The organism is Corynebacterium striatum, assembly GCF_016728105.1.
Classification (GTDB): domain Bacteria; phylum Actinomycetota; class Actinomycetes; order Mycobacteriales; family Mycobacteriaceae; genus Corynebacterium; species Corynebacterium striatum.
Genome location: NZ_CP068158.1, coordinates 2,643,608 through 2,656,954 on the forward strand (window position 1 = coordinate 2,643,608; position 13,347 = coordinate 2,656,954).

General features: G+C 61.3%; 15 protein-coding genes. 11 read left to right on the plus strand and 4 right to left on the minus strand.

Annotated elements, in window-relative coordinates:
• From I6I72_RS12330 to I6I72_RS12345, 4 genes are all read left to right on the plus strand, one after another.
• Nucleotides 1-993, plus strand: coding sequence for a DHH family phosphoesterase (locus I6I72_RS12330; protein ID WP_005528972.1), 993 nt, complete (start codon nt 1-3; stop codon nt 991-993).
• A 77-nt stretch (nt 994-1,070) separates the two neighbouring features.
• Nucleotides 1,071-2,345, plus strand: a complete 1,275-nt coding sequence (locus tag I6I72_RS12335; RefSeq protein ID WP_100087088.1) for an MATE family efflux transporter — start codon at nt 1,071-1,073, stop codon at nt 2,343-2,345.
• 30 nt (nt 2,346-2,375) lie between these two features.
• Nucleotides 2,376-3,203 carry a metallophosphoesterase family protein gene (locus I6I72_RS12340; RefSeq protein ID WP_005528975.1) on the plus strand — a complete coding sequence of 276 codons (828 nt, stop codon included), beginning with the start codon at nt 2,376-2,378 and terminating at the stop codon, nt 3,201-3,203.
• The gene (locus tag I6I72_RS12345; RefSeq protein WP_049191737.1) at nt 3,203-3,871 is read left to right on the plus strand and encodes a 4'-phosphopantetheinyl transferase family protein; all 669 of its coding nucleotides are present in this window, start codon (nt 3,203-3,205) and stop codon (nt 3,869-3,871) included. The genes I6I72_RS12340 and I6I72_RS12345 overlap by 1 nt, the downstream gene beginning before the upstream one ends.
• Before the next feature lie 30 nt (nt 3,872-3,901).
• On the opposite strand, the gene truB is transcribed toward I6I72_RS12345, so the two are convergent.
• A complete protein-coding gene (truB, locus tag I6I72_RS12350) occupies nt 3,902-4,795 on the minus strand; it encodes a tRNA pseudouridine(55) synthase TruB (protein ID WP_049063463.1) in 894 nt (297 codons plus the stop codon).
• A gap of 37 nt (nt 4,796-4,832) precedes the next feature.
• On the opposite strand from truB, the gene I6I72_RS12355 reads away from it, so the two are divergent.
• The 4 genes from I6I72_RS12355 (at nt 4,833) to I6I72_RS12370 (ending at nt 7,650) form a co-directional block, all read left to right on the plus strand.
• Nucleotides 4,833-5,858: a bifunctional riboflavin kinase/FAD synthetase gene (locus I6I72_RS12355; RefSeq protein WP_005528978.1), complete on the plus strand. Its 1,026-nt coding sequence runs from the start codon at nt 4,833-4,835 to the stop codon at nt 5,856-5,858.
• On the plus strand, nt 5,859-6,791 hold the full coding sequence (locus I6I72_RS12360) for a nucleoside hydrolase (RefSeq protein ID WP_110092443.1): 933 nt from the start codon (nt 5,859-5,861) through the stop codon (nt 6,789-6,791).
• 166 nt (nt 6,792-6,957) lie between these two features.
• Nucleotides 6,958-7,227 (plus strand): 30S ribosomal protein S15, encoded by a 270-nt coding sequence (rpsO, locus tag I6I72_RS12365; RefSeq protein ID WP_005528980.1) that lies wholly within the window; start codon nt 6,958-6,960, stop codon nt 7,225-7,227.
• 108 nt (nt 7,228-7,335) lie between these two features.
• Nucleotides 7,336-7,650 carry a DUF4288 domain-containing protein gene (locus tag I6I72_RS12370; protein WP_046645302.1) on the plus strand — a complete coding sequence of 105 codons (315 nt, stop codon included), beginning with the start codon at nt 7,336-7,338 and terminating at the stop codon, nt 7,648-7,650.
• A 13-nt stretch (nt 7,651-7,663) separates the two neighbouring features.
• Here the strand turns inward: I6I72_RS12370 and I6I72_RS12375 are convergent, their stop codons facing one another.
• The gene (locus tag I6I72_RS12375) at nt 7,664-8,176 is read right to left on the minus strand and encodes a CPBP family intramembrane glutamic endopeptidase (RefSeq protein ID WP_049145725.1); all 513 of its coding nucleotides are present in this window, start codon (nt 8,174-8,176) and stop codon (nt 7,664-7,666) included.
• Nucleotides 8,177-8,325: 149 nt separating this feature from the next.
• On the opposite strand from I6I72_RS12375, the gene I6I72_RS12380 reads away from it, so the two are divergent.
• Complete coding sequence (locus I6I72_RS12380; protein ID WP_049145728.1) at nt 8,326-10,566, plus strand: polyribonucleotide nucleotidyltransferase; 2,241 nt, start codon at nt 8,326-8,328, stop codon at nt 10,564-10,566.
• A 133-nt stretch (nt 10,567-10,699) separates the two neighbouring features.
• On the opposite strand, the gene I6I72_RS12385 is transcribed toward I6I72_RS12380, so the two are convergent.
• Both I6I72_RS12385 and I6I72_RS12390 read right to left on the minus strand, forming a co-directional pair.
• Entirely contained in the window at nt 10,700-11,413 is a 714-nt protein-coding gene (locus I6I72_RS12385) for an AMIN-like domain-containing (lipo)protein (RefSeq protein ID WP_100621965.1), read from the minus strand.
• A gap of 81 nt (nt 11,414-11,494) precedes the next feature.
• Nucleotides 11,495-11,632, minus strand: coding sequence for a VOC family protein (locus I6I72_RS12390; RefSeq protein WP_110301985.1), 138 nt, complete (start codon nt 11,630-11,632; stop codon nt 11,495-11,497).
• A gap of 134 nt (nt 11,633-11,766) precedes the next feature.
• On the opposite strand from I6I72_RS12390, the gene dapB reads away from it, so the two are divergent.
• Together dapB and thyX are read left to right on the plus strand one after the other, a co-directional pair.
• Nucleotides 11,767-12,513 carry a 4-hydroxy-tetrahydrodipicolinate reductase gene (gene dapB / locus I6I72_RS12395; RefSeq protein ID WP_049145034.1) on the plus strand — a complete coding sequence of 249 codons (747 nt, stop codon included), beginning with the start codon at nt 11,767-11,769 and terminating at the stop codon, nt 12,511-12,513.
• A gap of 52 nt (nt 12,514-12,565) precedes the next feature.
• Complete coding sequence (thyX, locus tag I6I72_RS12400) at nt 12,566-13,315, plus strand: FAD-dependent thymidylate synthase (protein ID WP_201807082.1); 750 nt, start codon at nt 12,566-12,568, stop codon at nt 13,313-13,315.
• The last annotated feature ends 32 nt before the right edge of the window (nt 13,316-13,347 follow it).

A 13,347-nucleotide genomic window follows, 5' to 3' on the forward strand; every position in this document is an offset into this window, starting at 1 on the left:
GTGCGCCGCACTGATTATCAAAGCGCCGCCGACGCCTTGATAGAAGCGAGCAGCATCTGCATCATTACGCACCTGCGCCCCGATGCGGATGCTATCGGCTCTGCCGCCGCGTTGAACCTGGCGTTGCGCCAGCGAGGCAAGCAGACCCGCACCGTCATCGGCCAGGAACACCCGATTTCGAACAATCTCTTCACCATCCCTGCCGCCGACGAGATTGAGCTCGTTAACACCCTGCCCAAAGGCTATGACCTTTATGTCACGGTGGACTGCGGTTCCATCGACCGCACCGGAGCTCTCATGCGGGAGTTGGAGAAGATGGCGGGCACCGGCCGCGTTCTGTGCATCGACCACCACGCATCGAACCGCGGTTTCGGTTCCATCAACCTGATTGATCCGGAGTGCGAGTCCACCACTGTGGTGCTTCTCGACGTCCTCGATATGCTCTCCGTGCAGATCGATCGCGGGATTGCGCATTGCCTCTATGCCGGTCTGGTCACCGACACCGGCAGCTTCCGCTGGGGCCGGCCAGCCATGCACGACATCGCTGCCCGCCTGATGTTCTACGGGCTCGATACCAAGCAGATCGCAGTGGATCTGATGGACTCCAATACTGCCGACGACGTGCAGATGGTCGGCCGCGTGCTGTCTGGTCTGCGCATCATCGAAGCCGGCGAGCACCGCCTCGGCACGCTTATTGTGCCCGTTGAGGAAGTACAGTCGCACTCCGATTCCGCCGTGGAATCCATGGTGGACTTCGTGCGCGCGCTCAAAGGCACCGACATGGGCGTGGTGTTCAAGGAGCAACGCGCGGGAGTCTGGGCGGTGTCGCTGCGTTCTTCCACCGTTAACTGCGCGCAGGTGGCGCTCATGTTCGACGGCGGCGGGCACATCCCGGCGGCCGGTTATACGGCCCTGGGCAAGCCAGAAGAAATCATTGCTCATCTCGTCGACGCACTTGCCGCTTACGACGAAGAAAATGCTGTAGGGGAGTAACCATCACGCGGCGCGAACAGGACAATGCTTCGGCAGAACCAGAAGATACTTCGAAGCCAGATAAGGCAGTCACCCGCGTGAGCGCTGGTGAGGTATTTCGCCTCGCATTTCCGGCGCTGGGCGTGTTGGCTGCCATGCCGTTGTACCTACTGCTCGATACCGCAGTGGTGGGCCGCCTCGGCGCGCACCAACTCGCGGCACTCGGCGCTGCTGCCACCATCCATACGATGGTGACAACCCAGCTGACCTTCCTTTCCTATGGCACCACGGCGCGCGCCTCGCGGCTTTTCGGCGCGGGCAAGAAGAACGAAGCCGTAGCCGAGGGCGTGCAGGCAACCTACGTAGCCCTTGGCGTGGGCATGTCCCTGGCCGTCATCATGTGGATCGGTGCCGGCCACTTTGCCCAGTGGCTGACCGGCAACCCTGAGACCGCCCAGGACACCGCGCTGTGGCTGCGCATCGCCGCCTTCGCTATCCCGCTCAATCTCATCGAGATGGCAGGCAACGGTTGGATGCGCGGCGTTCAAAACACAGTAAAGCCGCTGATCTTTACCCTGGCCGGCCTCATCCCCGGCGCCATCGCGGTGCCGCTCTTTGTCCACCAGTGGGGCCTTGCCGGCTCCGCCTGGGCCACGGTGCTGGGCATGGCGATCATGGCCTCGCTCTTCCTGTGGGAACTTCACCGTGAGCACGTGGGCTCTTGGCGGCTGCAGTGGGGCGTCGTCAAGCGCCAGCTCGTGTTGGGCCGCGATCTCATCGTGCGCTCTGCCAGCTTCCAGGTGGCCTTTCTTTCGGCCGCCGCCGTGGCTTCCCGCTTCGGTACGGCCCAGCTTGCCGCGCACCAGATCATGATTCAGCTGTGGAACTTCCTGTCGCTCGTGCTGGATTCTCTGGCCATCGCCGCCCAGGCGTTGACCGGCGCGGCGCTCGGCGCGGGCTCGGCCAAGCATGCGCGCAGCGTCGGAACCAAGGTCACTTTCTACTCCACGGCCTTTGCTCTCGGGCTCGGCGCAGTCCTAGCCCTGGGCATCGGTATCATTCCTGCGCTTTTTACCACCGATGCAGCGGTGCTCGAGGTCATCCGTGTGCCGTGGCTCATCATGATTGCCATGGTGGTTCTGGGAGGAGTGGTCTTTGCACTCGACGGCGTCCTGCTCGGCGCCAGCGATGCCGCCTTCCTGCGCACACTGACCATCGTTTCGGTGCTTTGCGGATTCCTGCCCGGTGTGTGGGCGGCCTACGCCTTGGGAGCGGGCCTTCCCGGCGTGTGGTGCGGTCTTGCGTTGTTTGTTTCCATCCGTTTCCTCGGCGTGGTCTATCGCTTCCGCTCGATGCGCTGGGCTGTGGTCTAACCTGAAGAGGAAAGAAGAAAGGAGCACGCCATGGCGACCTTATGGGCGGTGTCAGATCTCCACGCGGCAGTGCGCGCTAATTCCAGCCGCATCGATGAGCTTTACCCGGAAGATCCTGCCGATTGGCTCATCGTGGCCGGTGACGTGGCCGAGCGCACCGAACTCGTACTGCGCATCCTCACCAAGCTTTCGCGGCGTTATGCCAAGGTGATCTGGGTGCCGGGAAACCACGAGCTCTTCTCGCGTTCCCAAGATAGGTGCCAGGGCCGCGCCAAGTATGACGAGCTGGTGGAGGGCTGCCGCGAAATCGGCGTAGTGACTCCGGAGGACCCATATCCCGTCTTCGGTGGGGTGACCATTGTGCCGCTGTTTACCCTTTATGATTACAGCTTCCGCCCACCCGGCACTACCGTCGAGGGCGCCTTAGAGCGTGCCCGTGAACACCAGATTGTCATGACCGATGACTTCGCCATCGCTCCCTTCGTCGACATTCGCGCCTGGTGCTGGGATCGCCTTGCCTATTCCATCAAGCGCCTTTCCCGGGTAAGTGGACCTACGGTGTTGGTCAATCACTGGCCGCTGGTTCAAGAACCCACGCTGCGCATGGCGTGGCCGGAAATCGCCCTGTGGTGCGGCACTCGCCATACCCGCTCGTGGGCGCGGCGCTATAACGCCCAGGCGGTCATCTACGGTCACCTGCATCTGCCCGGCTGCATCAACGTCGATGGGGTAGACCACATCGAGGTCTCACTGGGCTATCCCCGCGAATGGGAGGCGCACGGCCATCTCCAGCAGTGGCCCTATCCGGTCCTACACAGTGATGAGTCTGCGTCCTCGGCGCTTGAGGAGGTGCGCTAATGCTGGAACCAAACCTGTTCCCAGATACCGCCCGCTACTGTTACGTGCGCACCGACGCTTCGATTACGGATCTGATGAATTACACGCAGCTGGACCCGCAGGAGCAATCCTTGGTCTCCCAGGCAGTTGACGTGCGCAAGGCGGAATTCGGAGACGCCCGCTGGTGTGCGCATCGTGCTTTGCAGGAGCTGGGCTGTGAAAGTCAGGAGCCCATCATGCGCGGCGAGCGGGGCATGCCGCTGTGGCCGCACGGCTATACCGGTTCTATGACGCATACAGAGGGCCTGCGCGCGGCAGTGGCGGCTCCGAGTAAACACGTGCGCTCCATGGGCCTCGATGCCGAACCTGCCGAGCCATTGCCCGATCACGTGCTGACCATGATTGCGCGCGCAGGGGAGATGACGCAGTTAACGCGGCTTGCCGACGCCGGGATTAGCTGCCCCGATCGCTTATTGTTCTGCGCCAAGGAAGCCACGTACAAAGCGTGGTTTCCCATGACTCATCGCTGGCTGGACTTCGACCAAGCAGAGATCGACCTGCGCCTCGACGGCACCTTGATCTCCTATATCTTGGCCCGGCCGACCCCCGTGCCGCTGATTAGCGGCCGTTGGATGATCCGCGATGGCTTCGTCATCGTTTCCACGGTGGTGCCCGCGGTGGGCTTTTAGTGGCGGGCTCTTAATAGCCCACCCACGGGCCTAAAGCGTCGACGGCCGCGCCACGAAGACCGTGGCCAGGCGCTTGCCCTTTTCCTTGATGAGCGCAATCGAGTGACCATCAGGATCTACCGCCGCATAGGTGCCCTTTAGCCCGCGCGGTTCGAGCCATTTGCCCATGGCGAGCGCTTTTGCCTCGCCTTCGGTGACCTGAAGGACAGGGTAGGAGCGGGCGAGCGCCTCGTCGAGGGAGAGCGAAAGCGCCGGAGCATCAGCGAGCTCGTCGAGGGTCCGGGCGTCGCCAAGCGTAAATGGCCCTACCTCCGTGCGGCGCAGAGCGGTGAGGTGACCGCCCACGCCGAGCACCTCACCTAAGTCGCGGGCGAGGGAGCGGATATAGGTGCCAGATGAGCAATCAACGGTGACGTCGAGGTCCAGGTACTCACCTTCGATGCGGTGGGCGAGGATGTCGAAGCGGCTGACCGTAACCGGGCGGGCGGGGATTTCTACCTCCTCGCCCTCGCGCACGCGTTCGTGGGCGCGCTTGCCGTCGATCTTGATTGCAGAGACCGCGGCGGGGCGCTGCATGATGTCACCGGTGAGAGCTGCGACCTCTTTATTAACCTGCTCCATATCGAGTTCGCTTGCAGGCTCGCCCCAGGTGCGCTCGCCCTCGGCGTCGTCAGTATGCGTTGCCATGCCAAGGCGAATGGTGGCGGCGTAGGACTTGGTTGACGCGACCATGTGCGCGAGGAACTTGGTGCCGCGTTCCAAACCGACCACCAAAACGCCGGTGGCCATCGGGTCGAGGGTGCCTGCGTGGCCCACTTTGCGGGTGTGAAATATGCGGCGGAGGCGGCCCACCACATCGTGTGAGGTCATGCCTTGCGGCTTGTCCACTACCACTAGGCCAGAATTTGCGAGCGCATCAGTCATGCCCTGCAGTCTATTCCACGCCTCGCCGTGCATTAGCATGGTGGCCGTGGATATTTGGTACGGAATCGACAGCATCCCCGGTGACTTTGGCCCGACTGCGGTGACCATCGGCGTCTTTGACGGCGTACACCGCGGCCATCAGCAGCTCATTAATAATGCGGTGAGCTATGCGCGCGCGGAGGAATTGCGCACGGTGATGGTGACTTTTGATCCGCACCCCGTCGCGGTCTTCCTCCCGGAACGCGCGCCGCTGTCCGTGGTGACGTTTGAGCGGCGCTTGCAGTTGGCGGAAGAGATGGGCATCGATGCGGTGCTCGTCATCGACTTCACCAAGGAGCTCGTGGGCACGACTCCGCAGCACTACGTCGAAGACCTGATTGTGGGAAAGTTGCATGCGCGTCACGTGGTCGTGGGGGAGAATTTCACGTTCGGTGCGGGCGCGAGCGGCACGGCGGACGCGATGGTGGAGTTCGGTAAAACCCATGGCTTTAGCGTCGACGTGGTGCCGTTGCTTGACGACGCCGGGGTGCGAATCTGCTCCACAAATATCCGCGCCAACTTGGCAGCAGGTGAGATTGCCAAGGCTAATTGGGCGCTTGGCCGCCACTTCTCGGTGACGGGCCCGGTGGTGCGCGGTGCCGGACGCGGCGGCAAGGAGCTGGGATTCCCGACCGCCAATCAGTACTTCCCGGACAGCGTGGCGATTCCGGCCGATGGCGTCTATGCGGGCTGGTTCATCCTGGAGCCGGCTGAGGCGCCCGTCGAGGGCAACATGGACCACGGCATGGCTTATGCGGCGGCGATCTCTGTGGGCACGAACCCGACTTTCGGCGACGAGGAGCGTTCCATCGAGTCCTTCGTGCTGGATCGCGATGCTGATCTATATGGGCACGTGGCCACCGTGAAGTTCGTGGATCATCTGCGCGACATGGTGAAGTTCAATTCCGTGGAGGAGCTGCTGGATGCGATGGCGGCAGATGTGGCCAAGGCGCGTGAGGTCCTCGCCGAGGATGCTAAGGCATGTGGTTGGGAGAAGGACCAGTACTTCCTGCAGGAGGGCTAAATGAAGGTCATTTTGGATCTCGATACCGGGATCGACGATGCCCTGGCGCTGGCCTATGCGCTGGCGCATCCTGACCTTGAGCTCATCGGCGTGACCGTGACTTATGGCAACGTGCCGGTGGAACTGGGCGTGCGCAATACCTTGGTGCTGCTGGAGCTGCTCGGCGCGGGCGACGTCCCGGTCTTTGCCGGTACGCAGCCGGCGGGGTTCCAGGTTAAGCCCATTTCTGCCTTCATCCATGGACGCAATGGCATTGGCGACGTCCTGCTTCCGCCGCCGCGCGGGCAGGTACAGGAAGAATCTGCAGTGGAGTTTTTGTGCCGGGCGGCGCGTGAATATGGCGAAGACCTGGTGATTATCCCGACTGGGCCTTCGACCACGATTGCGGCGGCGCTGAAAGCTGAACCGGCACTCGCGGACACTCGCATCGTGATGATGGGCGGCGCCCTGACCGTGCCGGGCAACGTCACCACCTGGTCTGAGGCCAATGTGGCACAGGACCCCGCCGCCACGGACTTCCTCTTCCGTACCGCCCGCGACGTGACGATGGTGGGCTTGGATGTCACGTTGCAAACGCTTCTGACCGCTGCGGAGACCAGGCAGTGGCGTGGGCTTGGTACGCGGGCCGGACGCGTTTATGCGGACATGCTCGACTATTACATCCGCGCCTACGCCGCCATCGAACCGGACCTGGGCGGTTGTGGCCTGCACGATCCGCTCGCGGTGGCCGTGGCGGCAGACCCTAGCCTGGTCACCTGCTTCGACACCAACCTGGCCTGCGAAACTACGGGCACGACCCCGGGCCGCACCATCGGCGATGTTGCCAGGATGAAAGAACCACACAAGGCTGCCCACGTGGCAGTAGAGGTGGATGCCCCGCGCTTTGCGGCTGAGCTGATGGACAAGCTCAATTCGCTCCTGCAACAGCATTGACGTGCAGCAAGTGACATGTCTTCTGCGAATTGTGCCAAGAAGCCGCAGTTTGGGTTTGGGGCAGAAAAGCTGTTAAAGTTATCGCTTGGCTTTGTGACTGCGGTCCGCAGCAGTTAAAGGCGCTAAGAATTTCATGCGGACTGAAATACAATAGGAGAAATCCAACATGGCTTTGAGCACCGAGAAGAAGGCAGAGATCCTCAAGGAGTACGGCCTGCACGAGACCGACACCGGCTCCCCAGAGGCACAGATCGCTCTGCTGACCTCCCGTATCAACACCCTGACCGAGCACCTGAAGTTCCACAAGCACGATCACCACTCCCGTCGTGGTCTGCTGCTGATGGTCGGTCGTCGCCGCGGCCTGCTGAAGTACCTCGCAGCTAACGACATCGATCGTTACCGTGACCTCATCTCCCGCCTGGGCCTGCGCCGCTAAGCCTTTCGGTAGCTTTCAAACCCCGTCTTCGGACGGGGTTTGTTGCGTTTTAGGGCCATCTTGATCGCGAAGCAGGTGTCGCGGCCCTGGAGGTGGTAGCTTGGCACCATGGAACCTTATATCGGCATTGTCGTCTTTGAACTTGAATCGGTAGAGCCCAGTGAGCCGTCGTATTTCCGGGAAGATTTTGTCCTCGTCCGTGCCACAGACGACGATGAGGCGCGCGCGAAGGTCGAGGCGCTGGCGCGTAGCCAAGAATCGGCAGAGCATCCCACAATCGTGATGCGCCACATCGTGGATGTCGCGCCCGCACTCGACGGCACGGTCGAGGGAGACGTGGACCTCTATGCGCGCCACTTTGCGTCGCTTGAGGACTATGCGCGCTTCGAAATGATGCTGGGAGGGCGCGACCCGTTCGCCTAGTCCCGCGCGTGGGCTACACGAGGAGCACTGCCGTGAGGACGTTGATGGTAGCGTGCACGGCGGCGCCGGGCCATAGAGAAGCGCTTTTCTCGCGCAGCCAACCCAGGGCGAAGCCGGTGGCAATCTGCAAAACAAAGAGCGGGATGAGGCTGATATCCAGCATGGCCAGCGGTAGGTGGATGAGGCCGAAGAGGAGGCCCTGCACTGTAATTCCCGCGCCGGCATTCCAGCGCTGGGTGATAATTCCTTGTAGGAAACCGCGGAAGAAGATTTCTTCGCCCACCGCGCGCAGCGCCATCGCGAGGAATCCCATTGCCGTTGTTGCAGTCGTGGCCTGCGCGACAACCTCCGCCGACACAGGCAACAACGCGAGGTAGCTCAGCACCAGCAACACGAGCAGCATCATCGCTGCCCACGCCCACCCGCGCGCCCATGGACGTCCCAGTCCGCAGACGGCGACTGCCGGCTGGTGGCGCAGGAGCAGGTAGATGAGTGTGGGAAGCGACCACAGCAACAACATGGCCATGGCTTAAGTCTAAGTCTGTACCGCGAGTCGGGGCGCGTGATGTTCGACATAATCCCAGGAAAGCTGCTAAAATCGCTACTCGTTGTAGAAACCCCACCATTTTTCACCGGCGGCACCGATGATCGCCGGGCTACAAGGAGTAGAAAACTTTGAGCGCTAGAAACGCTGTTGAGTTCAACATTGATGAAGAATTCGGTATCACCGAAGCAATCGCCACCCTTGACAATGGCGATTTTGGCACCCGCACCATCCGTTTCGAGACTGGCCTGCTGGCTCGTCAGGCGGGCGGCTCTGTCACCACTTACCTGGACGAGGACACCATGCTCCTGTCCACCACCACTGCCTCCAACCAGCCACGTGAAGGTTTTGACTTCTTCCCACTGACCGTGGACGTCGAGGAGCGTATGTACGCAGCCGGAAAGATTCCGGGCTCCTTCTTCCGCCGTGAGGGCCGTCCCTCCACCGAGGCCATCCTGGCCTGCCGCCTGATTGACCGTCCACTGCGCCCGACCTTTGTCAAGGGTCTGCGCAATGAGGTACAGGTCGTTGTTACCGTACTTTCTATGGCGCCGGAGGAGTACTACGACGTCATCGCCATCAACGGCGCTTCTGCTTCCACGCAGCTGTCTGGCCTGCCGGTTTCCGGCGCTGTCGGCGGCGTGCGCATGGCACTCATCGCTGATGACAAGCACCCGAAGGGCCAGTGGGTTGCATTCCCGAACCACGAGCAGCACGAGCGCGCACTGTTCGAGATGGTCGTTGCCGGCCGCATCGTAAAGAAGGGCAACAAGGAAGACGTTGCCATCATGATGGTCGAGGCTGGCGCAGGCACCAACGTTGCTGAGCGAATCAAGGAAGGCGCACCGGCACCGCAGGAATCCACTGTTGCTGAGGGCCTCGAAGCAGCCAAGCCGTTCATCAAGACCCTGTGCGAGGCTCAGGCAGGTCTGGCTGAGCGCGCTGCTAAGGAAACTCAGGAGTTCCCGCTCTTCCCGCCGTACACCGATGATGTCTTCGCCGCAGTTGAGAAGGCAGCCTCTAAGAAGCTGGAGAAGCTGCTGACCATCCCGGGCAAGCAGGACCGCGACGACGCAACGAACGAGTACATGGAGCAGGTCGAGGCGGATCTCCTTGAGAAGTTCGAGGACGAGGATGCCTCCAAGCAGATCCGCGCTGCGTATAACGCTGTCATGAAGGCCATCGTGCGTAAGAAGATCCTCACCGAGGGCTTCCGCATCGACGGCCGTGGCGTCACCGACATCCGTGACCTGGGCGTTGAGGTTGACCTCATCCCACGCGCCCACGGTTCCTCCCTGTTCGAGCGCGGCGAGACCCAGATCCTGGGCGTTACCACCCTGGACATGCTCAAGATGGAGCAGCAGATCGATTCCCTGACCCCGGTCACGGGCAAGCGTTACATGCACCACTACAACTTCCCGCCGTACTCCACCGGTGAGACCGGCCGCGTTGGCTCCCCGAAGCGCCGCGAAATCGGCCACGGTGCACTCGCTGAGCGCGCACTGCTTCCGGTTATTCCTTCCCGTGAGGACTTCCCATACGCCATCCGCCAGGTCTCTGAGGCTCTCGGCTCCAACGGTTCGACCTCCATGGGCTCCGTTTGTGCATCGACTCTGTCCCTGTACAACGCTGGCGTGCCGCTGAAGGCACCGGTTGCAGGTATCGCAATGGGTCTTGTCTCCGGCGAGGTAGACGGCAAGGAGAAGTTCGTCGCTCTGACTGACATCCTCGGTGCTGAGGACGCTTTCGGCGACATGGACTTCAAGGTTGCAGGTACCTCCGAGTACATCACCGCTCTGCAGCTGGACACCAAGCTGGACGGTATCCCGTCCAAGGTCCTGGCGCAGGCCCTGGAGCAGGCTCGCGACGCCCGCGCCACGATCCTGGACACCATGGCTGAGGTCATCGAAGGCCCAGACGAGATGTCTGGTCTGGCACCGAAGATCACTTCCGTGAAGATTCCGGTCAACAAGATCGGCGAGCTCATCGGCCCGAAGGGCAAGACCATCAACTCGATTACTGAGGAGACCGGCGCTGAGGTCTCTATCGAGGAAGACGGCACCGTCTACATCTCCGCCGCAACTGGTGAGGCTGCCGACGCCGCGATCGAGAAGGTTAACTCCATTGCTAACCCGCAGCTGCCGAAGGTCGGCGAGCGCTTCCTGGGCACCGTCGTTAAGACCGTAGCCTTCGGCGCGTTTGTCTCCCTGACCCCAGGCCGTGATGGCCTCATCCACATCTCCAAGCTCGGCGGCGACGAGCGCATCGAGAAGGTCGAGGACGTCGTCAACGTCGGCGATAAGATCCAGGTGGAAATCGCAGACATCGACAACCGCGGCAAGATCTCCTTGGTTCCAGTCGAGGAAGACTAGTCGCATCCTCCCGACAAGCCGTGTGATGCGGCTGTCTCACAACGGCGCCCTCGCTTGGCGGTCGCAACTATGCCGGCTGCTAGCGAGGGCGCCTTTCCTTGTCTCTAGCGTCATCGGTGGCTAGGGACAAGCCTTAAGAGTTGGTGAGGAAGTCAATGACAATGCGAGGTGGACCGTCCAAGTACGTGATGGAATAGGGCACTTTCTTATCGAGCCCAATAACGAAGTGAGACTGGGCCTCGAATGCGCTGACAAATTCCACGCTGCGCACGACACCCGCGCCAGGCGTTTGGGCATGGGGCTTGAGCATTGCGTCTCGGAGCTCTTGGCTATCGGGCCACGGTGTGTGTTCGAGGCCTATTTCGAGAGCGATATTGCCGGAGTAGGGCACGGGGAACCCCGACCCTGGTGCGCTTGTGGACTCGGTGTAGTGTGCCCACCACCGCGGAATGCCGGCGCCCGCGAACTCTATGACAACGCGGTCGTAGCCTTGATGGCTACCAGCACGCATAGTGGTTGGGATTAGTTCGCCTTCAGAGGTTTCGTCGAAGTCGATGTCTGCCGTATCTGGAGTGCCTAAGAAGCCCTCTGGAAGCCCATCTGATTTCTGTTCGGTGCTTGTCGGCTGCGGGTTTGTGGTCTCCTCTAACGTTTGACTGCTCGTCGGCGGCGTAGTCTCAGAAGGCGCCACGGTAGATAGCGGCGCGCTGTGGCTGTTGTCGTTGGAGGCACTGCCGGTGCAGGCGGAAAGCGTAAGCGTGGCCGTGGTTAAGGTGGCGGCCACAACGTACAGGCGGCGGCGATGAGAAAGCGAATAGGAAGGCGCAGAGAGTTTGAGAGGCATCATGCTGACCAGTCTAAGAAAACGGGCTCACGCTTGTGCACAATCTTTAAATCATTCCTGCACTGCCCGCCAGACACAGCGACGCTAAAGCTTGAGTTGCACCATTTGGATGAGGTTGCCCACGGTGTCATCGTCTTTAACCTTGAAACCCAAGGTGTTGACGTAGAAATCGTGGGCGCGAGCGACGTCGTCGACAAGCAAGGAAGCAGTATAGATACGCATGGCACAAAGCCTACGTTGCGAACTGGCGCGTTAGACTGGTCGGCGTTGGGGCAGGCAATAAGGCCTGCGCTAGATGTAGCGTGCTTATACGTATTTAAATTTAGATTGAACATTGAACAGGGCAAGGAGCATTTATGGCTATCAAAGTGGGAGTCTTGGGTGCGAAGGGCCGCGTGGGCCAGGCGATTGTAGAAGGCGTTGATGCGGCAGATGACCTCGAGCTGGTCGCTGAGGTTGACCGCGATACTGACCTGCAGGTGCTGGTGGATAACCACGCCGAGGTTATCGTTGACTTCACCCAGCCGTCTTCGGTGATGGCAAACCTCGAGTTCTGCATTGGCAACGGCATTCACTGCGTCGTGGGCACCACCGGTTTCGACGCAGACCGCCTGGCACAGGTCGAGGAGTGGACCAAGCAAGATGGCGCCGGCAACGTCCTGATTGCACCAAACTTTGCTATCTCCGCCGTGCTGACCATGGTTTTCGCAGCACAGGCTGCGAAGTACTTCGAGACCGCCGAGGTTGTGGAGTACCACCACCCAACCAAGCTGGATGCGCCTTCTGGCACCGCCATCCACACCGCGCAAGGCATTGCGGCAGCCCGCAAGGAAGCAGGCCTAGGAGAGATGCCGGACGCTACCGAGCAGGCTCTCGAAGGCGCACGCGGCGCCGACGTCGACGGTGTCCCAGTCCACGCCGTGCGTACCCGCGGCATGGTTGCCCACGAGGAGGTCATCTTCGGCGCCCAGGGGCAGTCCTTGACCATCCGCCAGGATTCCTATGATCGTTCTTCCTTCACCCCAGGCGTGCTGGTTGGCGTTCGCCAGATTGCAGAGCACCCCGGGCTGACCGTGGGTCTTGAGAAGTACTTGGGCCTATAAGTCGGACTATCGGGAAGACATAAGGCATTAAAGAAGACATAAGGCATAAAATATGGCACGCATTAGCGAACTGGACGTCCAGCTCATCGCGGCAACGCAGTTCCACCCGCCGCAGGGCATCGAGTGGGAGAGGGAGCAGGCAGCCTCCGATGGCGAGGCTCTCGTCGAATTTGCCGGCCGGGCTTGCTACGAGTCCTTCGATAAGCCGAATCCACGCACCGCCAGCAACCCCGCGTACCTGCGTCACATCCTTGAGGTGGGCCACGATGCGCTGCTGGAACACGCCACGGCTACGCTCTACATCCGCGGCCTGTCGCGCTCTGCCAGTCATGAGCTGGTGCGCCACCGCCACTTTTCCTTCTCGCAGCTTTCGCAACGCTACGTGCACCCGGAAGAAACACAGGTGGTGCTGCCCAAGCTCATTGCAGAGGACGAGCAGCTGACGCGACTGACCATGCAAGCAGTGGATGAGACGCGTTTTGTCTACAACGAGTTGCTCAGCGCGCTGGAGGGCAAGCTGGAAGACGAGCCGAATGCCCTCCTGCGGAAGAAGCAGGCGCGGCAAGCAGCGCGCGCCGTGCTGCCCAACCTGACGGAATCGCGCATTGTCGTGACTGGTAACTACCGCGCTTGGCGCCATTTCATCGGCGCGCGTGCCACAGAGCAGGCGGATACCGAGATGCGCGAGCTAGCGATTGCCTGCCTCAAGCTGTTGCGCGAGCAGTCGCCGGTCCTCTTTGATGATTTCCACATCACGCAGCTTGCCGACGGCACCGAAATGGCATCGAGCCCATACGCCTAGTTCAAGTCCGTGGCGGTGGCCATAGCTTGTTC